This is a genomic window from Paralcaligenes ginsengisoli (genome assembly GCF_054781135.1).
In genome coordinates, this window is the sequence record NZ_BAAGUZ010000031.1 from 329,824 (window position 1) to 352,192 (window position 22,369).

26 protein-coding genes are annotated in these 22,369 nt (G+C 54.5%); 17 read left to right on the forward strand and 9 right to left on the reverse strand.

The annotated features are described in order from the left end of the window. The first annotated feature begins 130 nt into the window (after nt 1-130). Nucleotides 131-817, forward strand: a complete 687-nt coding sequence (locus tag ACYVIS_RS15635; protein ID WP_460874362.1) for a Fe2+-dependent dioxygenase — start codon at nt 131-133, stop codon at nt 815-817. 37 nt (nt 818-854) lie between these two features. Next, entirely contained in the window at nt 855-1,550 is a 696-nt protein-coding gene (locus ACYVIS_RS15640) for a PepSY-associated TM helix domain-containing protein (protein ID WP_460874363.1), read from the forward strand. 104 nt (nt 1,551-1,654) lie between these two features. Here ACYVIS_RS15640 and ACYVIS_RS15645 read toward each other — a convergent pair whose 3' ends face one another. Then, nucleotides 1,655-1,939, reverse strand: coding sequence for a hypothetical protein (locus ACYVIS_RS15645; protein ID WP_460874364.1), 285 nt, complete (start codon nt 1,937-1,939; stop codon nt 1,655-1,657). Between the two features lie 548 nt (nt 1,940-2,487). Between ACYVIS_RS15645 and ACYVIS_RS15650 the strand changes: the two genes are divergently transcribed. Continuing rightward, nucleotides 2,488-2,646: a glycine zipper 2TM domain-containing protein gene (locus ACYVIS_RS15650; RefSeq protein WP_460874403.1), complete on the forward strand. Its 159-nt coding sequence runs from the start codon at nt 2,488-2,490 to the stop codon at nt 2,644-2,646. A 4-nt stretch (nt 2,647-2,650) separates the two neighbouring features. Here the strand turns inward: ACYVIS_RS15650 and ACYVIS_RS15655 are convergent, their stop codons facing one another. Then, complete coding sequence (locus ACYVIS_RS15655) at nt 2,651-3,370, reverse strand: Crp/Fnr family transcriptional regulator (protein ID WP_460874365.1); 720 nt, start codon at nt 3,368-3,370, stop codon at nt 2,651-2,653. A 199-nt stretch (nt 3,371-3,569) separates the two neighbouring features. On the opposite strand from ACYVIS_RS15655, the gene ACYVIS_RS15660 reads away from it, so the two are divergent. After that, nucleotides 3,570-4,202: a PRC-barrel domain-containing protein gene (locus ACYVIS_RS15660; protein WP_460874366.1), complete on the forward strand. Its 633-nt coding sequence runs from the start codon at nt 3,570-3,572 to the stop codon at nt 4,200-4,202. Nucleotides 4,203-4,298: 96 nt separating this feature from the next. Here the strand turns inward: ACYVIS_RS15660 and ACYVIS_RS15665 are convergent, their stop codons facing one another. Beyond that, nucleotides 4,299-4,445, reverse strand: a complete 147-nt coding sequence (locus ACYVIS_RS15665) for a lmo0937 family membrane protein (protein WP_232743176.1) — start codon at nt 4,443-4,445, stop codon at nt 4,299-4,301. Nucleotides 4,446-4,545: 100 nt separating this feature from the next. After that, entirely contained in the window at nt 4,546-4,761 is a 216-nt protein-coding gene (locus ACYVIS_RS15670) for a glycine zipper 2TM domain-containing protein (RefSeq protein WP_460874367.1), read from the reverse strand. A 152-nt stretch (nt 4,762-4,913) separates the two neighbouring features. On the opposite strand from ACYVIS_RS15670, the gene ACYVIS_RS15675 reads away from it, so the two are divergent. After that, nucleotides 4,914-5,138 carry a hypothetical protein gene (locus tag ACYVIS_RS15675; RefSeq protein WP_232743178.1) on the forward strand — a complete coding sequence of 75 codons (225 nt, stop codon included), beginning with the start codon at nt 4,914-4,916 and terminating at the stop codon, nt 5,136-5,138. Between the two features lie 61 nt (nt 5,139-5,199). Here ACYVIS_RS15675 and ACYVIS_RS15680 read toward each other — a convergent pair whose 3' ends face one another. Further along, entirely contained in the window at nt 5,200-5,589 is a 390-nt protein-coding gene (locus ACYVIS_RS15680; RefSeq protein ID WP_460874404.1) for a low affinity iron permease family protein, read from the reverse strand. Between the two features lie 249 nt (nt 5,590-5,838). Further along, complete coding sequence (locus tag ACYVIS_RS15685; RefSeq protein ID WP_460874368.1) at nt 5,839-6,177, reverse strand: ElaB/YgaM/YqjD family protein; 339 nt, start codon at nt 6,175-6,177, stop codon at nt 5,839-5,841. A 34-nt stretch (nt 6,178-6,211) separates the two neighbouring features. Between ACYVIS_RS15685 and ACYVIS_RS15690 the strand changes: the two genes are divergently transcribed. The 4 genes from ACYVIS_RS15690 (at nt 6,212) to ACYVIS_RS15705 (ending at nt 8,933) form a co-directional block, all read left to right on the forward strand. After that, nucleotides 6,212-6,643: a hypothetical protein gene (locus ACYVIS_RS15690; RefSeq protein ID WP_460874369.1), complete on the forward strand. Its 432-nt coding sequence runs from the start codon at nt 6,212-6,214 to the stop codon at nt 6,641-6,643. After that, on the forward strand, nt 6,552-7,637 hold the full coding sequence (locus tag ACYVIS_RS15695) for a calcium:cation antiporter (RefSeq protein ID WP_460874370.1): 1,086 nt from the start codon (nt 6,552-6,554) through the stop codon (nt 7,635-7,637). The genes ACYVIS_RS15690 and ACYVIS_RS15695 overlap by 92 nt, the downstream gene beginning before the upstream one ends. A gap of 156 nt (nt 7,638-7,793) precedes the next feature. Further along, the gene (locus ACYVIS_RS15700) at nt 7,794-7,952 is read left to right on the forward strand and encodes a DUF3309 family protein (RefSeq protein ID WP_232743181.1); all 159 of its coding nucleotides are present in this window, start codon (nt 7,794-7,796) and stop codon (nt 7,950-7,952) included. Between the two features lie 249 nt (nt 7,953-8,201). Next, entirely contained in the window at nt 8,202-8,933 is a 732-nt protein-coding gene (locus ACYVIS_RS15705; RefSeq protein WP_460874371.1) for a Crp/Fnr family transcriptional regulator, read from the forward strand. Between the two features lie 144 nt (nt 8,934-9,077). On the opposite strand, the gene ACYVIS_RS15710 is transcribed toward ACYVIS_RS15705, so the two are convergent. Further along, a complete protein-coding gene (locus tag ACYVIS_RS15710; protein WP_460874372.1) occupies nt 9,078-9,497 on the reverse strand; it encodes a PRC-barrel domain-containing protein in 420 nt (139 codons plus the stop codon). 24 nt (nt 9,498-9,521) lie between these two features. Next, entirely contained in the window at nt 9,522-9,698 is a 177-nt protein-coding gene (locus ACYVIS_RS15715; RefSeq protein WP_460874373.1) for a CsbD family protein, read from the reverse strand. 511 nt (nt 9,699-10,209) lie between these two features. On the opposite strand from ACYVIS_RS15715, the gene gnd reads away from it, so the two are divergent. The 8 genes from gnd to pgm all read left to right on the forward strand — a co-directional run bounded on the left by gnd (nt 10,210) and on the right by pgm (nt 20,907). Next, nucleotides 10,210-11,238 carry a phosphogluconate dehydrogenase (NAD(+)-dependent, decarboxylating) gene (gnd, locus tag ACYVIS_RS15720; RefSeq protein WP_460874374.1) on the forward strand — a complete coding sequence of 343 codons (1,029 nt, stop codon included), beginning with the start codon at nt 10,210-10,212 and terminating at the stop codon, nt 11,236-11,238. A gap of 2 nt (nt 11,239-11,240) precedes the next feature. Further along, complete coding sequence (gene zwf, locus ACYVIS_RS15725; protein WP_460874375.1) at nt 11,241-12,641, forward strand: glucose-6-phosphate dehydrogenase; 1,401 nt, start codon at nt 11,241-11,243, stop codon at nt 12,639-12,641. After that, nucleotides 12,625-13,335, forward strand: coding sequence for an HAD family hydrolase (locus ACYVIS_RS15730; protein ID WP_460874405.1), 711 nt, complete (start codon nt 12,625-12,627; stop codon nt 13,333-13,335). Before zwf ends, ACYVIS_RS15730 begins: the two co-directional genes overlap by 17 nt. Then, entirely contained in the window at nt 13,332-14,441 is a 1,110-nt protein-coding gene (gene tal, locus ACYVIS_RS15735) for a transaldolase (RefSeq protein WP_460874376.1), read from the forward strand. The genes ACYVIS_RS15730 and tal overlap by 4 nt, the downstream gene beginning before the upstream one ends. Then, complete coding sequence (gene pgi / locus ACYVIS_RS15740; RefSeq protein WP_460874378.1) at nt 14,438-16,087, forward strand: glucose-6-phosphate isomerase; 1,650 nt, start codon at nt 14,438-14,440, stop codon at nt 16,085-16,087. Before tal ends, pgi begins: the two co-directional genes overlap by 4 nt. A gap of 61 nt (nt 16,088-16,148) precedes the next feature. Continuing rightward, nucleotides 16,149-17,087 carry a 2-deoxy-5-keto-D-gluconate 6-phosphate aldolase domain-containing protein gene (locus tag ACYVIS_RS15745; protein ID WP_460874379.1) on the forward strand — a complete coding sequence of 313 codons (939 nt, stop codon included), beginning with the start codon at nt 16,149-16,151 and terminating at the stop codon, nt 17,085-17,087. A 43-nt stretch (nt 17,088-17,130) separates the two neighbouring features. After that, nucleotides 17,131-19,215, forward strand: coding sequence for a transketolase (tkt, locus tag ACYVIS_RS15750; protein ID WP_460874406.1), 2,085 nt, complete (start codon nt 17,131-17,133; stop codon nt 19,213-19,215). Between the two features lie 27 nt (nt 19,216-19,242). Next, nucleotides 19,243-20,907, forward strand: a complete 1,665-nt coding sequence (gene pgm / locus ACYVIS_RS15755) for a phosphoglucomutase (alpha-D-glucose-1,6-bisphosphate-dependent) (RefSeq protein WP_460874380.1) — start codon at nt 19,243-19,245, stop codon at nt 20,905-20,907. On the opposite strand, the gene ACYVIS_RS15760 is transcribed toward pgm, so the two are convergent. Continuing rightward, complete coding sequence (locus ACYVIS_RS15760) at nt 20,899-22,194, reverse strand: glucoamylase family protein (RefSeq protein ID WP_460874381.1); 1,296 nt, start codon at nt 22,192-22,194, stop codon at nt 20,899-20,901. The two genes, pgm and ACYVIS_RS15760, sit on opposite strands and share 9 nt — an antisense overlap. Nucleotides 22,195-22,369: the final 175 nt, after the last annotated feature.

The window sequence follows — 22,369 nt, forward strand, 5'->3', positions numbered from 1 at the left end:
CACCCCTGTAGGCACGGCTCTGTTTGCTCTATTTGCGTCACCCACTGCCATCGCACAGCAGCCGGCCGCACTGTCATGCTGTCGCTGGCTTATCGCATGTAAATCACTTTGAAACTACACAACAATAATCATGCTGATCTCGGTTCCAAACGTACTTGATCCGGAAAACGTCAAAACTGTCCGCAACCATCTGGACCAGGCCGGCAGCGCCTGGGTCGATGGACGCGTGACGGCCGGTTATCAAGGTGCGCCGGTAAAATTCAACCAGCAGATCGACGAGCGCTCCGACGTGGCGCAAGCCTGCCAGAAAATCATTGTGGGCGCGCTGGAGCGGCATCCGCTGTTTATCAGCGCTGCGCTACCCAATGTGGTCTACCCTCCCATGTTCAACCGTTACAGCGAGGGCATGAATTTCGGAGCGCATGTGGACGGCAGCTTTCGTATCCATCCGCACACTGGTCAAAAACTGCGCACGGATGTTTCCGCCACCCTGTTTCTCAGCAACCCCTCCGACTACGACGGTGGCGAGCTGCAGATGGAAGACACGTATGGCGTACATGCGGTCAAGCTGGCGGCCGGCGACATGGTTATTTATCCAGCAAGCAGCCTTCACCTGGTTACCCCGGTTACCCGCGGTGTGCGCGTGGCCTGTTTTTTCTGGGTACAGAGCCTCGTGTCCGATGACGGGCGGCGTTCGCTGCTCTTCGACATGGACAACGCCATCCAACGTCTGAACCAAACAGGAGCGGACGCCGCCGCGCGCCGCACGCTGATTGGCTGTTATCACAACTTATTGCGGCAATGGGGCCAGCCTTGAAGGTTGGCGCCTGCATGCCTATTTCCAACGGATTACGATGAATACTACTCAAACCAGCAGTACCACGCATGCGTCACGTGCGCGACAGCATAACCGACGCGCCGGATTTATACGCTGGATACGCAAGACCCATGGCTGGATTGGGCTGTGGGGAGCCCTTCTTGGACTGTTGTTTGGCACCAGCGGCATCTGGCTCAACCATCGGGCAGTGCTGAAACTGCCGGCGGCAGCCCAGCAACGCACGACCATGCAAATTGCCGTCCCCGACCCGACTCCGCCCAATGCCAAAGAGATGGGCCTCTGGCTGCAGGGAGCATTGAATCTGGACAGCCCACCCTCGATACGCGTCGAACCCGCCCGTCGGGTCGCATGGGCGGAACCGGCAACCGCCGGCTCCGCGCAGCCATCCATGCACATGCAGCCGGAACACTGGAGTTTCAGGTTTGGCGGCCCGCATTCCCTGACTCTTGTAGATGCCTGGGCGGGTAACCGTTCGGTAAGCGTGCGTCGCACCGACAATAGTTTTCTGGGCACGCTCATGAACCTGCATAAAGGCGTGGGAATGAGCATCCCGTGGATCTTGCTGGTTGATACCTTGGCGGGATCTCTGATTTTTCTGTCGATTTCGGGTGTAATCCTGTGGGTGCAAACCAGCCGCAAGCGAGCCATCGGGACATTGATTTTCGCGTTATCGGCCGCGACAGTCGCCGGATTAATCAGCGTGCGCTTATAACTCAGTCGATTCCAATGCCCCGCTGCCTTATCTTTTCGGCTGGCTTCGAAAGGAAGCCAAAGGCGGCGTCGCCCAGCTCCACGCCGCCGAGTTCTTCCCCGTGACTACATGTCGGATACAGACTGGCCCAGAATACTGCCGTCAATGACGGCTCTTCCGTGCTTCACGCCGGCGCGCCTTGCCTCCCCCAGGGCATCATATGAAAGACTTCTGGGAAGCGGGAATATCCGGCTATTGAGCATGTCGGGCTCGCTGCCGGCTCGGAAAATTCTTACCGAGACATCATATCCCTGGCCCTTCCACGCCGGCATGCCGTGTTGATCTCTGCTGACGTAGATGTACGTCTGAATCTCGAATCCCTTATGAACGGGAAGAACGGTGGTAAACATAGTAAGCCTCTTTGATGTGTCGCACATTGTAAAAATCAATGTTGCTGCCACCCTTGGTCATGAGAGTATCGGGAATCGTTCATATGGCCGTCAGGCCTGTGTTGCTGAGTCACCGCATTGCCGCGATGGCCGTCATTTCGGTCTCCACGGTAGCCGCCACCGGGTCCCCATACACATCCCGAGAGCGCGGCCGTAAGAACAGCAAGGCATGTATAGATAAAAATACGCATATCATTCTCCGATCTAAATCGAAGACATCATCCCTCCAAATGAGATACCCGTCTGTGCGCTACAGAACAATGTCTGTTAAGTCCAATGGCAATGCTGCCCCACGCTCGAGCTGGCCCCTTTGAATGTGCGTTGTCGAACAGACGATCGCCCTTTCTTTCTTTAGCATGAAAAGTATTCAGCGGTATGCGATATATCTATATCAATGGCTCTTTGAGCCAACCGCGCCAGATCGTCCTTTGCGGCGAACAAGAGGTATCATCATGGGTAACTTTCGCAAATATATCGTGGGTGTGGCGGCTGTGCTTGTCGTCGTGAGCATGGCTGGGTGCGGCGGCATGTCCAGGCGCGGCACAGACACCGTTGTGGGTGCTGGAGTGGGTGGCGTTGCGGGTGCGGTACTGACCGGCGGCAGTCCATTAGGCACAATTGGTGGAGCTGCCGTGGGCGGGGTTGTCGGAAACCAAGTGGGAAGGTAGTCGTTTAGGCCGCATGCAGATCCGGCAGCAGACGATCGAACTCTCGTTTTACGACGCCGTAGCATTCGCATACGCGCGTCTCCAAGCCCGGCCTGTCCAGTACTTGGATGTGCCCGTGGCTATAATGGATCAGGCCGGCGTCCTGCAGTTTCAACGCTGCTTCGGTAACACCGGGTCTGCGCACCCCCAACATATTAGCGATCAATTCCTGCGTCATCACCAACTCGTTCGAGGGCAGCCGATCAAGGCTCAACAGCAGCCAACGGCACAATTGCTGATCAATCGAATGATGCCGATTGCATACGACAGTCTGAGCCATTTGCGTAATTAGCGCCTGAGTATAGCGCAGCAATAGCCGTTGCAAGATACCTCCGCGATTGAACTCTTTTTTTAGCGTGCGGGCGTTGAGTCGATAGGCTTGACCCGCGCTTTGCACTATTGCCCTGCTTGGCGTCGTTTCACCTCCCATGAATAGAGCAATGCCAACAACCCCCTCGTTTCCAACAATCGCGATTTCGGCGGAGGCCCCGTCTCTGGTCACATGCAGCAAGGAAATGATCGAGGTAGTGGGAAAATAAACATGATCCAACGGATTTCCGGATTCGTAGACGACATACCCCAGCGGCACGTCAATCAGCGACAGATCAGGAGTCAATCGATCTCTTTCCTCCGCAGGCATGACGGCCAGCAGATGGTTCAATTCTAAACTGTGTTGCCTCAGCATTGGCCGCTCCTGATGAGCAGAACGTCGGTATGTTTGCCAAACCAGTTGTAACAATTCTTTATGGACAGTTGTACCGGAATGATTCTGGCCATGTGGTCTGTGATTTTCAATTCTTGATCTCTTGCCCTGTCCTGTCAATTCCTATTCAGTATTCCATCCTGCCCGTTAGTGTCCAGCATACGGCTATCACTGGCTTGGCGTGAAGCGTGCCAAACCGGAATTCAGGGCATTTTTCAGCCTTATGTATGTAAGCGAACAGATCCGCATGCATAGCAACTGCTATTGTCAGTCTGAAGGTTATCCAGAGCCACCGTGGCACAAGGACTTCTTATTTTTATCAACCACTCAAAGGTCTTTTATGAAAAAAATCCTCGCTTTTGCCATTTGTTCCTTACCTTTATTGATGGCGCAGAACGTATTTGCACAAAACAGTGCGCCCATCGATAAAAGCGTTAAATCCGAAACTCCGGAGATAAATGCAAACCCCGGCAATGCCCATCGAGACACTGCCAAGATAAACACGACCGTCGCGGGAACCACCAATACTCACATCGGCGGCATCGTTACAGGCTGGAGTGTTAAAGACAAGGTCATGGGCAAGACCGTGTATAACGAAAGCGACGAGAAAGTCGGAGAGGTCAATGACATTATTATTTCCCCTGACGGGAAAAGCACATATTTCATAGTGGCCGCCGGCGGCTTCCTTGGAATGGGTGACCATGCCGTAGCCATACCTTTTGATGCGGTCACATCGGCGGGCAATAAATTGATACTCAAGGGTTATACAAAAGAGCAATTGAAATCCATGCCGGAATTCAAATATATGAAGTAGCCATGAGGCGTTTATATGCAAGGAACACCTTGATGCAACTGCGCAAGGTGTTCATGATTAGGCCACTTGGAAGGAAGTGGCCTAATGCATTACAGTTTATGACCTTGTGCCGCTAATCAGGCGCACCAGGACCAGAACAATGGCGACAACGATAAGAATGTGGATGAAACCACCAATCGTGTACGAGGTAACGATCCCAAGCAGCCACAAAACAATAAGAATCACTGCGATCGTATAGAGCATATCAGTCTTTTCCTTCGCAAAATTTTTCAAGCAGAGGAACAAGGAAGGAGCCACGCCGCATGAAGCGCGTGACTGGCCTCTGGCCAGCAACGCGTATCAGTTACTTACCGGCCTCGTGGCCGACCACACCGCCGACTGCCGCCCCACCTAATGTTCCCAGTGTGCTGCCGCCGGTCAGAACTGCGCCTCCTACAGCGCCTACACCAGCGCCGATGGCTGTATTTTTACCTTGCCTGGACATTCCGCTGCATGCGCCAAGGCTGAGCAGGATTGCCATTACAAATGTACTAACCGCGATTCGTTTCGTTGTTTTCATAGAAACACCTCATTGGTTGATTTGACTTGGCCACGATGAAATTGTGTGCCAACGCGCTTAAACAAGCAAGCGGCGTGCCGCGTGAACTTGATGATAATTGGGCACAATGCTTGCTGACTTCAAATAACCCAATTGTGGCAAGGAGCCGCAGCATGAAAAAGAACGATACAGCGTTAGGCAGAAAAAATACGCCTTTTCCTACCAAGCGTGCCAATCCAGGGACTGGCGAAGAATTCGTGGGCAAGCCCGCGCTCAATCCAGACGTAAAGACCAAGACAAAAAAGGAGAAGGCTTTGGACGAAGCCCTGGAGGAAAGCTTTCCGGCCAGCGATCCAGTATCCATCAGCACAAAAAAAGCCACAAAATCAAGCTCCTGAGTAGTGAACAACGCCACGGCACGAAAAAGCGACTGCCGCACTGCATCCCGGGGCTATATCACTATCGGGGTGATCGAGCGGTGCCCTGCAATTCGTCGGCGCGTTTAGCCAGTTCAGCATAAAATTTCGTTACTTTTTCCAATTGGCCGTCATCGAGTTTTTCAATATCGACAAGGCTATTGCTGGCTCCTTTTTGGGAGGCGAGCAACTCATTGAGCTTCAAGTGCAGCGCGACACTATCCTTGTTTTGGCTTTGCTGAATAATAAACACCATCAAGAAGGTAATAATGGTTGTTCCCGTATTGATGACCAATTGCCAGGTTTCTGAATAATGAAATATTGGGCCGGTGGCTCCCCACACGACGACTACCAGAAAGGCCAGCCCGAATGCGGCGGGAGAACCTGCCCAACCGGTAACGGAACGGGCGAAGCGGTCAAAAACGATATTTATGCCAAGCCCAGGAGTATCACGGCGTGTTTCCTCGGGGCTGCTCTCGCATTTTTCCTCCCACGTCGATTCTTGTCCATGGGCTACCGCAGGCTTCTCCAGGTGAGGGCCCGCTCCAGGCGCCCGTGTATTCTCTTCTGTTACGGCTGTTTTGCCAGATAAATCAATTTGGTCGTTCATAATATTTCCGCGCAATGCGCGCACGATCAGTATGTCGCGATTACACCCTGCCGAAAATTTCAGAAAAAAAGATCAGCCGCGGCATTTGTCACTGCCCAGACACATGCCGATGACAAGGCCTGCAACCGCCGCAGCACCCAATAGGCCCCATATATGGTCGTGCACATACTCGTCGGTGGCATCCGAAGCATCGCGATATCGGTCTTTGGCCAGTTGGTTCCATTGGCTGGCTTGTTGCTGCGCTGACTGAAGCTGCTCTTTCAAACTGGCCCGCGCTTGTTCGATTTCCGAGCCCGTATAGGAAGCAGTAGACCGCAATAGGGCTTCAGTGCCGGCGATCAAGTCTTTCATGTCGAAAACGACACGTTCTTTTTGCCGGTTTATGTTGATGCGATGCTGTTCTGCACTCATGTGTGCTCCTTGTTAAGAACAGAAAAGCACCGAAATGTCCATCGCGGATATCTTTTCTGATTTCCATAACAAGCGAGCAAGAAACGTGCCTGGCAATTTTCAAAATAATTCCGGCACCTTGCGATTGAATCGCGACAGGAGCCACAGCATATCGTGCGCGGTATTTTTTACACAATCCGGTAATTTTACGGCTTTATATTTGGCGCCGCCGATGTGCGAGGCGTGGCCTCCAAGCGCCATTGTCTGGCATGGTTATTGCTTGCTTTTAATTGTGATTGCACAAAATGCCAGCTTTATGCAAATTCAACCAGCAGCGGTAAAGGATCTTGCGGGCATAGCCCCGCTTGTCATTGAAATGGAAGGGCTTGCCATTTATGAAAAATCTCCTGCATCAAGAAAAATTTCTGTTCGTTGCCATCGCGACAGCCGGTATGGGGTATGCCGCCAATACATTTTTCCCCTATGACGGAAAAGTGCTTGCGCTGCTGACGGCCATAGTCCTGATTGCAGCGATTCTGTGCGCGTCCCTAAGCATTGCCTATCATGCGGAGATCATCGCGCAGAAGGTTGGCGACCCCTACGGCACCATGATTCTGACGCTATCGGCCGTGCTGGTCGAGGTTGTAGTGCTGGGCATCATGACTACCAGCATTACATCCAAAACGCTGGTGCGCGACAGTATCTATTCGGCGGTAATGCTGGATATCAATGGCATACTGGGAGTAGCGGCGCTGATCGGCGGATTCAAGCACGGTGAGCAGTCATATAACGACGATTCGGCGCGCACCTACAGCGCCATGATCTTGACGGCTATGGGAATTTCGATGATGGTTCCGGAATTTATTGCCAAAGAGGCTTGGCGGGCGTATTCCATCTTTACGATTATCACAATGCTGTTGCTGTATGGTGTGTTCCTGCGCATGCAGGCCGGGCCGCACAGCTATTTCTTTAGCTATAGCTACCCCGACAAGAAGCGGCGCCGGTTGCCGGCTACGGCCGCCAACATGGGACGCACACATTCGATCGCGATAATGGTGGGAGGAATCGTGGTGGTGGGTGCTTTGGCCGAGTTGCTGCCCAAGGCACTGGAGCAAGGCATCAAGGGAATAAACGTACCTCTGGGAACCATAGCGTTGATCGTTGCCATTATTTCCGCCACCCCCGAGATCCTCACCGCTTTACGCGCTGCACTGGCGGACCGCATGCAATCGGTGGTCAACATCGCAATGGGTGCATCGCTTTCCACTGTGGTTTTGACGGTCCCCTCAATGGAAGCACTGGCGCTATACAGCGGCCAACCATTCCAAATGGCGATGACACCGGTTCAGACAGTCATGACGCTTCTCACTCTTGTCGTCGTGGCGATCAATCTTAATGATGGCCAGACCAATGCCATCGAGGGCATGACGCATTTTGTGCTTTTTGCCACATTCATGATGTTGTTCGCCCTGGGCGTATAAGCCCTTGATTGCATCATTGAAACCTCTCGCGACCATGGCGGCGAAGCGGGCATTGTGTATGATACCGCACAGACTGTGTTTCCAATTTATGTAACAGTGCGATATGAGGACGTGGCGATGACTGCCCTGCCCATTATGACTGTTAGGAGATATAAAATGACTTTGGGAACGATTTTTCTGATTATCTTGGTCTTGTTGCTGATCGGTGCAGTTCCACGTTGGCCTCATAGTCGTAGTTGGGGTTACGGTCCCAGCGGCGGCCTTGGCTTGGTGTTGGTGATTGTGATCGTTCTGTTGCTGATGGGCAGAATATAGGGATGCAATCCACGTCGCGGCAGCCAAGCTTTAGACGCGCCGGGCACCAAAGCCTTTGGGCCTGCAGTCCACCATCTGGTTCATCTGTTCCCCACGGTTCAATTCCGTTTTGACGAAGAACAATACTACGTCTCATGTCCAACATAGAATGTAGATAAAGTACGAGACATTCATAACAAGGACAATCAAGCATCTGATTCAGCGGCGCCGGCCAGGCCGGGCGATCGATGCCACTGATCAAAAACAATTATGCTCATCCTTCACGATCCACGCGAAAATCACCTTCTTGCCGCTCTGCCGACAGACGAGTACATCCGCCTGCTTCCAAATCTGGAAGTGATATCGATGCCGCTTGGCAACGTGCTATACGAATCCGGCGCGCATATGCGCCACGTCTATTTCCCCACTACTTCGATTGTTTCACTGCTCTATGTCATGGAAAACGGGGCATCGGCTGAAATTGCAGTCGTCGGATACGAAGGCATCGTTGGCGTCTCACTTTTCATGGGTGGCGAAACCACACCAAGCCGGGCCGTTGTGCAAAGCGCCGGTCATGCCTATCGCCTGAAAGGGCAATTCTTGAAAGACGAGTTCTATCGTGCCGGCCCAATGCAGCAGTTATTGTTGCGCTACACCCAATCGCTACTGACGCAAATGGCACAGACCGCGGTATGTAACCGCCATCATTCACTGGACCAACAACTTTGCCGCTGGCTGCTCCTAAGCCTCGACCGCCTTCCTTCCAGCGAGTTGGTCATGACACAAGAACTCATTGCCAACATGCTCGGAGTGCGCCGCGAAGGCGTCACAGAAGCCGCCGGAAATATACAAAGGGCTGGCTTGATCGAATACCGTCGTGGCCGGATCACCGTCCTTGATCGGCCAGGGCTCGAGGCGCGCGCCTGCGAATGCTACCAGGTGGTCAAGAAGGAGTGCGATCGCCTGTTGCCAGGGGGTAATCGCACACTGACTTCAGATTAGGCACAGCATTTCGACAGAAGTATCGCTTACGCGCGAGCAGATCAAAAGCAGTCCGGGCTATAACGAAGATAGCCCCTGGATCGAAATTACGAAACCAAACTGCATCAATTCTACGGAAAAAGGGCTATTGGAGCTGAATTTTTATTACAGATTGGCTTGATCGTAAGGTCGTATTCCCTGCAGCCAGAGCGAATCTGTTGTACTGGGCCATTTTTTTTTATCGAATCCACGCGCCTGTTTAAGGCGATCCATCTCCACTTGCAAGATTACGAGCCCCTGCTTCGGCTCGAGGGTCAACGCATCCCAAGGCACGGCGAAGAGCTTTTCCCACATACCCAGGAAGCCGCCGAAAGACAGTACTGCGTAGCTCACTTGACCTGTATGCACGTCCAGCATGATTTCCCTGACTTCGCCCAGGTCCTCGCCTTTGTGATTATGAACAGAGCTGCCCACCAGCGCGCTGGTGCCCATTAGACTGGGCTCACAAAGAACGCAAACGTCCACGCTGGGGCTGCTCACTCGCGCATTGCTCATGCGATCTGGTTTCTGATATTCGTAAATCATGTCCATCCCCTTTCGGTAAAAAGATCAACGTTTATTTTTGAGATCATTTTTTGAATCGCCAAAGCCAGACTGAACCTTTCCGCCCAATTTCTCAAGCTTGCCTTTTTCTTCAAGAGTTTTAATTCCCAGGATTTTGCCGACGGCCTTTTTGACCTGGCCTCCTGCCTCTTGAGCGCGCCCACTGACTTGATCTTTATTCATGATGAGTTCCTGATAAATAATTTTTACGATAAGTCGGTACGACGTAAAACTCCCATCGACCGCTTCGGCAAGAATGAACGCAAGGCGGCATATTGTCTGTGCGCTATCGAACAATCAGCACCGGCCCTATCCCCGCGATTGAGTAAATTGCTCATCTGATTAATTAACGTTTCCGAATTTTTCAGAAGAGTGAAAATACCCGCTAACTTGCTTGAACACGCAATGGATTGCTGATATTTTGTACGGAATCGTACAGATCCAGGCCCGCTCGCGTGCTGTTATTTTGTTCGATAGCGCGCATAATGGTTACTGACTACATGCGGACTGCCATAGTGCACTTGCAGTGCGCCCTTCAAGAACTAATTCTGGCAATTGTTGTCTTCTCTTAAAGACCGTTTCAAAATCAAACGAAACGGTTCAAAGCAGTTTTCGGACGCTTGCGGGCAGCGACGCAAGCAGGTCCGAGCGCCGGAATAACAATTTACTTCAATAAACTTCCAGGAGATTTTCAATGCAACTTGGCATGATCGGATTGGGGCGCATGGGCAGCGACATGACACGACGCCTGATGAAAAAAGGCCATGAATGCGTTGTGTACGACACCCATGCACAGACCGTAAAAAAACTCGAAGATCAGGGCGCCAAGGGAACTGACACACTTGAAAATCTTATTGCCGCGCTGTCCAGGCCGCGAGTGCTCTGGCTGATGCTGCCGGCAGCGGTAGTCGATGGCGAGCTGGAAAAACTGACTCCGCTGCTCGACGCTGAAGACATTGTCATCGATGGCGGAAACTCGTATTACCGCGACGACATTCGCCGCAGCACCGAATTGAAGTCAAGCGGAATCCATTACGTGGATGTTGGAACCAGCGGCGGTGTTTTTGGACTAGAACGAGGTTACTCGCTGATGATAGGTGGAGAAAAAACGACCGTACAACATCTGGCACCCATTTTTGCGGCGCTTGCTCCGGGGCCTGACACGGTGCCTGTTACCCCAGGCCGCAACCGTGGCGACGGCACGGCCGAACAGGGCTACCTGCATTGCGGGCCGCACGGCGCGGGACACTTCGTCAAAATGGTCCATAACGGCATCGAGTATGGAATCATGGCTGCTTATGCCGAAGGCTTGAACATTTTGCGAAATGCCAATATCGGAACGCGGTCCAGCGATGTCGACGCCGAAACGACACCGCTGAGAAATCCGGAGTTTTATCAATATGAATTCGATTTACCCGAAGTGGCGGAAGTCTGGCGCCGAGGCAGCGTAATCGGTTCGTGGCTGCTGGATCTTACCGCCAGCGCTCTGCAAAAAGACCCCCAGCTTGCCTCGTTCGAAGGCAGGGTTTCGGATTCGGGCGAAGGACGCTGGACCATCATGGCCGCCATCGACGAAGCGGTGCCGGCCCCGGTCCTGAGCTCCGCCTTGTATGAGCGTTTCAGCTCGCGCAACAATGCGGATTTCGCCGACAAGGTATTGTCTGCCATGCGACACGAGTTCGGAGGCCATGTGGAGAAATCAAACCCGAAAGCCGGAGGCTGAACATGGCTTCATCAAAGTCGGACGCATTCGTTTTTTTTGGGGCTACCGGCGATCTGGCCTACAAGCAGATTTTCCCCGCGCTGCAGGCCATGATTCGTCACGGGCAGCTCGATATACCTGTCATAGGCCTGGGAAAATCTGCCTGGAGCATTGATCAATTCATCGCCCGGGCGCGCGACAGCATTGAAAAACACAGCACGCTGGACAGCGATGCCTTCAATAAGCTCTCGGCGCGGCTCCAATACATCAGCGGCGACTACCTCGACGACGCCACTTACCAGAAACTGCATGCGGCATTGGGCAAGGCAACACAGCCTTTGCACTACCTGGCCGTGCCACCCGAACTGTTCGGGACGGTCGTAAAGGGTTTATCCAAATCGGGCTGCGCCAAAAATGCCCGTGTGATTGTCGAAAAACCCTTTGGCCGCGACCTCCCTTCGGCACAGGCGCTCAACCGGTTGCTGATGGAATCATTCCCCGCCGAGGCGATATTTCGGGTCGATCATTATCTGGGCAAGGAACCGGTTCAGAACCTTCTTTATTTCCGTTTTGCAAATGCATTGCTCGACCCCATCTGGAATTGCAATCACATAGAAAGCATTCAAATCACCATGGCCGAATCATTTGGCGTGCAGGGGCGTGGAAGCTTTTATGAAAGCGTGGGCGCAATTCGCGATGTAGTGCAAAATCATTTACTGCAAGTGGTTTCCCTGCTTGCAACCGATGCGCCTGCCGACAATCACCCCGATGCCATGCGCGATGCCAAATTGCAGGCCTTTCTGGCAATGAGGCCTATCGCGCCTGACGAGACGGTTCGCGGCCAGTTCAAAGGCTATCTCAAAGAGCCCGGCGTAGCACCCGATTCGCAGACAGAAACGTTCGTTGCTTTGTGTCTGCATATAGACAACGAGCGCTGGTCAGGTGTGCCATTTTATATCCGCGCCGGCAAACAGTTGCCGGTGACGGGAACTGAGGTCATGGTGAAGCTCAAGCGTCCTTCGCACGGTATTTTCGACGCCACGGTGCCCGGGCAGGCGAATTATTTTCGTTTTCGGATCAGCCCCGACGTTCTCATCTCGGTGGGCGCCCGCGTGAAGAAGCCCGGCGAAGCCATGACGGGCCAGGTTGTGGAGCTCGTTGCACACCGCCATCCTTGCGACGAAATGTCACCGTATGAAAGGTTGCTTGGCGACGCCCTCCAAGGTGATGCATCGCTGTTCGCCCGCTACGACAGCATAGAAGCGGCTTGGCGAACTGTCGCGCCCCTTCTCGGAAACACGGTGCCGCTCGAGGAATACGAACCGCAGACCTGGGGCCCGCCCCTGGCACGGCAGATGATCCGGGATGACGAAGGCTGGCATAACCCCGCATCGACGGAGGAAAATGATGGTAAGGCCGGATGAACTGATTTTCCTGCTTGACGTCGACAACACGTTGCTGGACAACGACCGCCTGCGAGACGATCTCATGCATCATCTTGCTCATGAATTCGGAGCACAGAACCGGGACCGATACAGCGAGATTCTGGAAGACCTGCGATCGGAACTCGGCTATGTGGATTACCTGGGCGCCATGCAACGCTACCGGCTTGCAGACATGAATGATCCGCGGTTATTGCTGATGTCCGAGTTTCTCATGGACTACCCTTTTGCCGATCTGGTATACCCCGGTGCGCTTGACGCTGTTGCACACCTGGCCAACTGGGGCAAGACGGTCATTCTGTCGGATGGTGATGTCATTTTCCAGCCGCGGAAGATCCAGCGTTCCGGACTCTGGAAGGCGGTGGAAGGCCGAGTACTGATTTATGTGCACAAAGAACAAATGCTCAATGCTGTCGCACAACGCTATCCTGCCAGGCGCTACGTCATGGTGGATGACAAATTGCGCATTCTTGCAGCCATGAAACAGATCTGGAAAGAGCGCCTTACAACAGTCTTTCCACGCCAGGGCCATTACGCGCTCGACCCCAATAATATTGCTGAATATCCCCCGGCCGATCTTGCCGTCGAACATATCGGCGACCTGATCAATCACGATTTTTCTGCACTGTGCGATGCACCTGAACCCGCTCGTGCACGCCAACGAGGTACTCCATGAAAGCGACAACTCAACTGCATGAGCTCGGCCAAAGCCTGTGGCTCGACAACATTACCCGGGAATTGCTCAATAGCGGTACGCTGCAACGCTACTGCTCCGAATTTTCGATAACCGGGCTTACGTCGAACCCCACTATTTTCGACCAGGCCATTCGAAATACCGCAGCTTACGACGAAGCCATTCAGCAAAAAGTGAAGGAAGGAAAATCAGGCGAAGCCCTGTTTTTTGAACTGGCGCTGGAAGACCTGACACGTGCTGCCGCACTGTTTCGCCCTGCTTATGACGCGAGCAACGGCATCGACGGCTGGGTTTCCCTTGAGGTTTCTCCATTGCTGGCCGACGACGCAGCCGGAACGATCGAAGAAGCCAGGCGCTTGCATACCCAGGCGCATTGTCCCAATCTGTTCATAAAGATTCCCGGTACTGCGGCAGGCATCCATGCCATTGAAGAGTCGATCTTTGCGGGCATTCCGATCAATGTCACTTTGCTGTTTTCGCGCGAGCAATATATTGCGGCGGCCGATGCATACTGGCGCGGTATTCAACGCAGGATCGATACGGGCCTTGATCCCAAGGTCAATTCCGTAGCGTCGATCTTTGTAAGCCGCTGGGATAAGGCGGTAATCGACAAGGTTCCACCGGAGCTTCGCAACCGATTGGGTGTAGCCATTGCCCGGCGCAGCTACAAAACTTATTGTGAACGGTTTGCATCTGAAGAATGGCGCAAACTTGCCAAAACAGGCGCCCTGCCCCAGCGTCTACTATGGGCCAGCACCGGCACGAAAGACCCGCAATTCCCGGATACGTTTTACATCGAGGCATTGGCTGCGCCGAACACCATCAATACCATGCCGGAAAATACATTGCATGCCTTTGCCGAACATGGTGAGTTGGCGGGCGCCATGCAGGAAGACGGCGGCGATGCCGAGTCGGTGCTGGCCAAGTTTTCGCAAGCAGGTGTGGATGTGACGGCGCTTGCCGCCCAGCTTCAGATCGAAGGCGCACAGTCTTTCAACAAATCCTGGAGCGACCTGATGGCGGTCCTTGCATCCAAAAGCAAGGGTTTGGATAAGCCTGCCAACCCGAAATCGGGGGGCAATTCATGAGCCAGCCTGTTACTCAGTCACGGCCACCGCTGACCCAAGGTCCGGCATGGCAGGCACTGCATGCGCATTATCAAAAAACGCGCACGCTGCATCTGCGGCAATTGTTCAACGACGACCCGCAGCGTGGCGAGCGCTTTGCCGTCGAAGCCTGCGGGATTTACCTCGACTATTCCAAAAATCGAATCACCGCTGAGACGATCGGACTTCTCCTGCAGTTGGCCGAAGAATGCAAGCTTGGCGAACGCATCGAAGCCATGTTCACCGGCCAGAAAATCAACGTGACCGAGCGGCGCGCGGTGCTGCACACGGCGCTGCGCGCTCCCAAAGAAGAACGGATCATGCTCGATGGCATCGACGTTGTAGCGGAAGTGCACGCGGTCCTCGAAAAAATGGCCGATTTCACGCACAAGATTCATAACAAAGAATGGCTGGGCTACACCGGCTTGCCGATTCGCAATGTCATCAATATTGGTATCGGCGGATCCGATCTCGGACCGGTCATGGCTTACGAAGCGCTACGCTACTATAGCCGGCGTGAAATGACCTTCCATTTCGTGTCGAATATAGACGGCACCGATTTCATAGAAGCCACGCGCGACCTGAACCCCGAAGAAACCCTGTTTATTATCTGCTCGAAAACATTCAAGACACTCGAGACGCTGACCAATGCGCATACGGCTCGCGAATGGGTTTTGAGCAAGATGGGCGATGAGCGTGCAATAGCGCAGCATTTTGTTGCCGTTTCGACCAATGCCGAAGGTGTTGCCAAATTTGGAATTGACGCCAGGCATATGTTTGGCTTGTGGGACTGGGACGGCGGGCGTTACTCCATGGATTCGGCCATTGGCCTGTCCACCATGCTTGCCATTGGGCCAGAGAATTTTCAGGCCATGCTTTCTGGCTACCGTGCCATGGATCAGCATTTCCGCAGCACTCCATTCAGCCGGAACCTGCCGGTCCTGATGGGTCTGTTTGCCGTCTGGCACAACAATTTCCTTGACGCGCAGACAGTAGCGGTGCTGCCCTATGAACAATACCTGAAACGCTTTCCGGCGTACCTTCAACAATTGACAATGGAAAGCAACGGCAAGCACGTTACGCTCGATGGCACTAAAGTCGATTATCAAACAGGGCCGGTATATTGGGGCGAGCCCGGCACCAACGGCCAGCATTCCTTCTACCAGCTTATCCATCAGGGCACCAGGTTGGTTCCCTGCGATTTTATCGGTTTTTGCCAGGCTTTGAATCCTCTGGAGCATCACCACGACCTGCTGATGGCCAATCTGTTCGCGCAGACCGAGGCCTTGGCATTCGGTAAAACGGAAGAAGAAGTCAAAGCCGAAGGGACACCCGATTGGCTGGTGCCCCATCGTGTTTTCGAAGGCAACCGCCCCACCAACACCCTGCTTGCCGAACGGCTGACTCCCGAAACACTGGGATGCCTGGTGGCTCTGTACGAGCATAGCGTCTTCACGCAAGGCGCTATCTGGAATATAGATTCGTTCGACCAATGGGGTGTGGAATTGGGCAAGGCATTGGCCGAGCGAACCATCCCCGAACTGGAAAGTCCACAGGAACCGAAGCTTTCGCATGACAGTTCAAGCAACGCCCTGATTCGGCGCTATCGCAGGCTTAAGAAACGCTAGAAGACAGAGCGGCGGTTTCCGCCATCCGGCATTACCCTGTGATGCCGACTTTTTAGAGTTTATGAAAGGATCCATCATGAACAGAGGTTACAACAAGCCGCTATATCTGCTGCCCTTCGATCACCGCCAATCCTACGTAACCGGCATGTTCAAGTTTGAACCGCCGCTTGGACAGCAAGAACACGATGCCGTAGCCGACAGCAAGCAACTGATTTATGAAGGCTTCCGGCAAGCGCTGACGCAGGGCGTGCCGTCCAACTATGCGGCGCTTCTGGTCGACGAAGAATTTGGTTCAGCCGTGTTGCGCGATGCCTTGAAGCACGGTTACGCCACCGCCTTATCTGTCGAAAAAAGCGGTGTCGATGAATTTGAATTTGAATACGGCAACGATTACGCGAGCCACATCGAAACCTTCAAGCCTGTTTTCGCGAAAATCCTGGTGCGCTACAACCCGGAAGGAGACGAGGCGCTCAACCGGCGCCAGACCGCCCGGATCCGACAACTTTCCGAATACTGTCAGAGCGCGCAACAATTGTTCATGTTCGAATTATTGGTGCCGGCGACCCCTGCGCAGATCGATCGCACAGGAAAAGACAAGAATGCCTATGACGTACAGCTTCGCCCCGAACTGATGCGACAGTCCATCGAAGCTTTACAGGACGCCGGCATCGAACCCGATGTCTGGAAAATTGAAGGGCTCGATCGCCGCCAGGATTGTGAGCGGATCGTACAAAGCGTGCGCAGAAACGGGCGTGACGATGTGTGCTGCATCGTGCTGGGGCGTGGCGCGGATGAATCGAAAGTGGCGGCCTGGCTAAAGACCGCGGCCACGGTACCCGGTTTCACCGGCTTTGCCGTGGGACGCACCAGTTTTTGGGATGCCGTCGCCGATTACCGGGCCGGCAAGTCAAATCGGCACGACGCCCGTGCGCGAATTGCCTCCCGCTATAGCGAGTGGGTACATATATTCGAGCAGGCGCGCAGCGGCCAGCCTAGTTGAAATCAGAATAACCGGATGCAACGGTATCCGATTGGAGCAAACCATAATGGAACAGGCACACCTCGATCAGCTTTGCATCAATACCCTGCGTACGCTATCTATCGATGCGGTACAGAAGGCACAATCAGGCCATCCAGGCACGCCGATGGATGCCGCGCCGACCGCCTATTGCTTATGGCAGCGCTTTCTGAAATATGATCCGCAGGACCCGGGCTGGCCAAACCGCGACCGCTTCGTACTGTCGGCCGGCCATGCCTGCGCTTTGCTCTACAGCCTGTTGCATCTGTCCGGCGTCAAAGCCGGCAGCCCCAGTTATCCGCCCGGCGACCGTCTTGCGGTCACGCTCGATGATCTGATGACTTTTCGCCAGGCCGGCAGCCGATGCACGGGCCATCCGGAACACGGTTGGACCTCGGGCGTGGAAACCACCACCGGCCCGCTCGGCCAGGGAGCCGCCACCAGTGTCGGCATGGCTATTGCGGAACGCTGGCTGGCAGCTACCTATAACCGCCCCGGCTACGATCTGTTCAACCATAATGTCTACGCCTTGTGCAGCGACGGCGACATCATGGAAGGTGTCTGCAGCGAAGCTGCCTCGCTGGCGGCGCATCTGAAACTATCCAATCTATGCTGGATTTACGACGATAATCACATTTCCATTGAAGGCTCGACCAGCCTTACTTTTACCGAAGATGTGGCGGCCAGGTTTATCGCCTATGGATGGAACGTGGCAAGGGTGAGCGATGCAAACGACCTGGCCGCGCTGTCTGCGGGCTACCAGGCTTTTCTGGATACGCACGACCGCCCTACTCTTATCGTGGTTCAAAGCCACATCGGCTACGGAGCGCCACATAAGCAAGACACACGCGAGGCGCACGGCGAACCGCTCGGCGCCGAGGAGGTGCGGCTGGCCAAGGAATTCTACGGCTGCAATCCCGATGCCCAGTTCGACATTCCGGAAGGCGTGGTTGCACATTTCAACGCGCATTTGGGCCGGCGCGGTCTTGGAGAACGCACGGCCTGGGAAGCATTGTTTTCCGCCTATCGGACTCAATACCCGGATCTTGCCGACCAAATCCAGCAGATGCAACAGCGCGACCTGCCAGCCGGCTGGGATGCCGCCCTACCCACATTCGCGGCAGATGAAAAGGGTGTCGCAACACGCGATTCGTCCGGGCAGGTACTGAACGCCATTGCAGCCAGAATGCCTTGGCTGCTTGGCGGTTCGGCGGATCTGTCGCCGTCGACAAAAACCAATCTGAAGTTTGAGTTCGCGGGCGATTTCCAGGAGCCAGGGCATGAACAGAATGCCAGCTATCGGGGCCGAAACTTTCATTTCGGCCTTCGCGAGCATGCGATGTGCGCCATAGGCAACGGCATGAGCCTGTCGAAAGTAAGGCCTTATGTTTCCAGCTTTCTCATTTTCACCGACTACTGCCGTGCGGCCCTCAGGCTTAGCGCAATGATGGAGCTCCCGCTTATTTCCATCTGGACGCACGATTCCATCAGTCTGGGCGAAGACGGACCCACTCATCAACCCATCGAGCAGCTTGCGTCGCTGCGCGCCATGCCGGGCATGTTGCTGCTGCGACCCGCCGATGCCAACGAAGTCGTGCAAGCATGGCGAATCATCATGCAGCTCAAAGACACTCCGGTTTGCCTGGTACTGACGCGGCAATCGGTTCCCACCCTGGACCGTTCGAAATACGCAAGCGCAAGCGGCGTGGCACTGGGCGCCTATACCGTTGCCGACACGCCCGATGGCAAGCCGGATGTCCTGCTGCTGGGCACCGGCAGTGAGGTGGCCCTTTGCGTCAGCGCATACGAGCAATTGACTGCCGAGGGCATCAAGGCGCGTGTCGTCAGCATGCCGTCGTGGCAGCTATTCGAAAAGCAGCCACAGGAATATCGAGACAAGATATTGCCACCTGGGATCCGCGCTCGCGTGGCTGTCGAAGAAGCTTCTGTTTTTGGCTGGGAGCGCTACACAGGCTTCGATGGTGCCATTCTCGGCATGCATACGTTCGGCATGTCCGCACCCATGAAAGCTGTGACGCAGCATTTCGGATTCGAGCCGGCACATGTCGTTGCCGCAGCCAAGGCACAGATAGCGCGCCACTCATCATAGATCGGCAATCCGCAAGCAAGGTGAAAAATGAAACAGGCAAACAGTACAGCCACCCAAATAAGCCCCTTGGCAGGAAAGCCGGCGCCCGCGGCCTTGCTGGTCAATGTCGCCAAGCTCGTCACAGCCTATTACAGTGATGCGCCCGACCCCGCCAACCCTCTGCAACAGGTGGCATTTGGCACCTCCGGCCATCGAGGTTCGGCTTTCGACAGAACATTCAATGAAATGCACGTTCTGGCAATCAGCCAGGCTATCTGCCTGTATCGCAAGAAACAGGGCATCGATGGCCCCCTATTCGTAGGTATCGACACCCATGCACTGTCCGAGCCGGCCTTTGCCAGCGCGCTGGAAGTGCTGGCCGCCAATGGCGTCGAAGTGATGATGGCTGCCCACGGCGAATACACACCGACTCCTGCCGTTTCCCATGCGATTCTGACCTACAACAAGAAGCGCAAAACAGGCCTGGCCGATGGCATCGTCATTACGCCGTCGCATAACCCACCCGACAATGGGGGATTCAAGTACAACCCGCCCAACGGTGGGCCGGCGGATACCGATGTAACGGGGTGGATCGAAAAAAAGGCCAATGAAATCCTTAAGGGCGGCTTGCGGAACATACAGCGCATTTCTTTCGAGAAGGCGTTGCGCGCGCCGACCACCCATCAATACGATTTTCTGAACACCTACGTCAACGATCTCGACAATGTGATCGATATGGGCGCGATTCGCGGCGCCCGCGTACGCATGGGCGTGGACCCGCTAGGCGGCGCCGGCGTCCACTACTGGGCGGCCATTGCAGCGCGCTACAAGCTGGACCTGACCGTAGTCAACGAGGCCGTGGACTCCACATTCCGCTTCATGACGGTTGATTGGGATGGCCAGATTCGCATGGACCCCTCTTCCTCCTACGCGATGCAAAGCCTGATCGGCATGAAGGATCGTTTCGACATATCCTTCGCATGCGATACCGACCATGACCGGCACGGAATCGTCACGCACAGCAGCGGCCTGCTGCCGCCCAATCACTATTTGTCGGTGGCGATACATTACCTGTTCCAGAATCGGCCCGAATGGAGCAAACAAGCCGCCATCGGGAAAACGGTGGTAAGCAGCCAGATGATCGATAGGGTAAGCGCCAAACTGGGGCGAAAACTGATCGAGGTGCCTGTGGGGTTTAAATGGTTTGCCGCGGGCCTGCTGGACGGATCGCTGGGCTTTGGCGGCGAAGAAAGCGCCGGCGCATCTTTCCTGCGGCGTAATGGCGAGGTCTGGACCACAGACAAGGATGGCCTTGTCCCGGCCCTTCTGTCGGCCGAAATAACGGCCCAGACAGGCCATGATCCTGGTGAAATCTATCACAATCTGACGCGCGAACTCGGCGACCCCGCCACCGACCGGATTCAGGCAGCCGCAACTCCGGCACAGAAAGATAAATTATCGAAACTCTCTCCGCAGCAAGTGAAATCCACGACACTGGCGGGAGAGCCTGTTCAGGCCATCCTCACCCAGGCGCCCGGCAATGGCGCCGCGATCGGCGGCCTGAAGGTGGTCAGCGAGCACGGATGGTTTGCCGCTCGGCCTTCAGGGACCGAAGACATCTACAAAATATATGCCGAAAGCTTTCGCGGGAAGGATCATTTGCGCAGCATTCTGGCGGAAGCACAGACTATCGTGGATCAGGCCCTAGGATGAAAGCCATCCTCCGCTGAATCCCGCACGCCGCAGGCCGCCGCTGAGGTAGGGGCATTGCTTCATCCACTGCCACAGCAGGCCGGTTCGATAGTTTTCGATCATCAGGACGATGGGCCCCTGATTCAGCCCATAATGCCACGGCGACACCCAACTGTACGGATTGCTGGTTTTTTCGGGATGAGTCAGATTGAATGTGGCCTTGAAACCGTAGGGGTTGGCATTTTTCAACTTCACTTCATGAATAAAGTGATCGATCGCCGGCAATACAATTTCGGGCGCAAAAGGCAATGACGCAACCACCGCCCATGGGGCTACTGTGCCGTCATCGGGGCCAAAGGGAACACCGCGCCCGATGTAGTCATAGAACTGGCGCACAATCCCATTGATCTTCAGCGAATCAGGCCCCGGGCCGTCACTGGCGGTGATACCCCAGCAACATTCGCCATAACCGTTGAATTTGAGCGGGTTGTCGATAGCGTAACGCTGCTGGACATATGTCGCGCGTCGGCTATTCTCGAAATAATCGATGCCCTTGGCACGCATGAATTCGTCCTGGATGCCGCGAAAATCGACCCAGATATGCGAAAGCTGATGCGTGAATAATGGCCCGGCATAAAGGTAGTCGATGTCGTAGCTATGTTTCCACTCATAAGTAGAGGCCCACGCCGCATAGCTGCCTTCGGATAAGGGATATGTCGGTGAACCCAAGCCGAGTATGTAAAGCAGCAGCGCTTCGTCGTAACCTTCCCAGCGGTATTTAATAAAACCGCTCTCCGGCTTCCAGCCGTGAGTGACCGTATCGCCGCCGTTTTGCGCCCAGTGCCAGTCGGCCCGCCGGTAAAGCTCATCGGCAAGCCTTCTGATTTCCTGTTCATCGACAGCATCGCCGCGGAAATAAACGCCAGCGGTCAAGGCACCGGCCAACAGAAAGGCAGTATCCACCGTCGAAAGCTCACACTGCCACGCACGCCGTCCGGTTTGCATATCCAGGAAATGATAATAAAACCCCTGGTAGCCTGTCGCATCGGGTTCGGGGCCTTGTGGGCTGTTCCAAAAAAAACGCAGTGTTGCGAGCGTACGCTCGATCGCCGCTTCGCGTGACATGAATCCGCACTCCACGCCCACCGGGTAGGCCGCCAATGCGAGGCCCGTGGCCGCTATGCTGGCAGGCCAGCCAGGTGCTGTTTTATCGATCACCAAACCGTTTTCCGGATTGGTCTCGTGCAAAAAATAAGCGAAAGTTTCGTGCTGCAGCAGGCGCAATTCAGCGTCGGTAGACAGTTTCATATAGCTTGCTCCCGTACTTTCAGACAAATGGAATTCGCATTACATAGTAATCGAGCAGCGCAGTTCATGCCTATTTTCATAACCGTGCCGAGTATGGACCCGGGATTGCTGGCAATAAGGGCGCTATCGGTGTTACTCTGTTTTCTGGAGCTAAGAAAAGGGAAAAGGGGGCACC

Bases quoted from the DNA above. Each gene is read 5' to 3' on its own strand.
- pgi (WP_460874378.1), top strand. From the start codon at position 14,438: ATGAGCCAGCCTGTTACTCAGTCACGGCCACCGCTGACCCAAGGTCCG.
- zwf (WP_460874375.1), top strand. From the start codon at position 11,241: ATGGCTTCATCAAAGTCGGACGCATTCGTTTTTTTTGGGGCTACCGGC.
- ACYVIS_RS15640 (WP_460874363.1), top strand. From the start codon at position 855: ATGAATACTACTCAAACCAGCAGTACCACGCATGCGTCACGTGCGCGA.
- ACYVIS_RS15650 (WP_460874403.1), top strand. From the start codon at position 2,488: ATGGCTGGGTGCGGCGGCATGTCCAGGCGCGGCACAGACACCGTTGTG.
- pgm (WP_460874380.1), top strand. From the start codon at position 19,243: ATGAAACAGGCAAACAGTACAGCCACCCAAATAAGCCCCTTGGCAGGA.
- ACYVIS_RS15695 (WP_460874370.1), top strand. From the start codon at position 6,552: ATGAAAAATCTCCTGCATCAAGAAAAATTTCTGTTCGTTGCCATCGCG.
- ACYVIS_RS15670 (WP_460874367.1), bottom strand. From the start codon at position 4,761: ATGAAAACAACGAAACGAATCGCGGTTAGTACATTTGTAATGGCAATC.
- ACYVIS_RS15645 (WP_460874364.1), bottom strand. From the start codon at position 1,939: ATGTTTACCACCGTTCTTCCCGTTCATAAGGGATTCGAGATTCAGACG.
- ACYVIS_RS15760 (WP_460874381.1), bottom strand. From the start codon at position 22,194: ATGAAACTGTCTACCGACGCTGAATTGCGCCTGCTGCAGCACGAAACT.
- ACYVIS_RS15655 (WP_460874365.1), bottom strand. From the start codon at position 3,370: ATGCTGAGGCAACACAGTTTAGAATTGAACCATCTGCTGGCCGTCATG.
- ACYVIS_RS15685 (WP_460874368.1), bottom strand. From the start codon at position 6,177: ATGAGTGCAGAACAGCATCGCATCAACATAAACCGGCAAAAAGAACGT.
- ACYVIS_RS15710 (WP_460874372.1), bottom strand. From the start codon at position 9,497: ATGATTTACGAATATCAGAAACCAGATCGCATGAGCAATGCGCGAGTG.
- ACYVIS_RS15675 (WP_232743178.1), top strand. From the start codon at position 4,914: ATGAAAAAGAACGATACAGCGTTAGGCAGAAAAAATACGCCTTTTCCT.
- ACYVIS_RS15700 (WP_232743181.1), top strand. From the start codon at position 7,794: ATGACTTTGGGAACGATTTTTCTGATTATCTTGGTCTTGTTGCTGATC.
- ACYVIS_RS15690 (WP_460874369.1), top strand. From the start codon at position 6,212: ATGTCCATCGCGGATATCTTTTCTGATTTCCATAACAAGCGAGCAAGA.
- ACYVIS_RS15705 (WP_460874371.1), top strand. From the start codon at position 8,202: ATGCTCATCCTTCACGATCCACGCGAAAATCACCTTCTTGCCGCTCTG.
- ACYVIS_RS15745 (WP_460874379.1), top strand. From the start codon at position 16,149: ATGAAAGGATCCATCATGAACAGAGGTTACAACAAGCCGCTATATCTG.
- gnd (WP_460874374.1), top strand. From the start codon at position 10,210: ATGCAACTTGGCATGATCGGATTGGGGCGCATGGGCAGCGACATGACA.
- ACYVIS_RS15635 (WP_460874362.1), top strand. From the start codon at position 131: ATGCTGATCTCGGTTCCAAACGTACTTGATCCGGAAAACGTCAAAACT.
- ACYVIS_RS15730 (WP_460874405.1), top strand. From the start codon at position 12,625: ATGGTAAGGCCGGATGAACTGATTTTCCTGCTTGACGTCGACAACACG.
- ACYVIS_RS15715 (WP_460874373.1), bottom strand. From the start codon at position 9,698: ATGAATAAAGATCAAGTCAGTGGGCGCGCTCAAGAGGCAGGAGGCCAG.
- tal (WP_460874376.1), top strand. From the start codon at position 13,332: ATGAAAGCGACAACTCAACTGCATGAGCTCGGCCAAAGCCTGTGGCTC.
- ACYVIS_RS15665 (WP_232743176.1), bottom strand. From the start codon at position 4,445: ATGCTCTATACGATCGCAGTGATTCTTATTGTTTTGTGGCTGCTTGGG.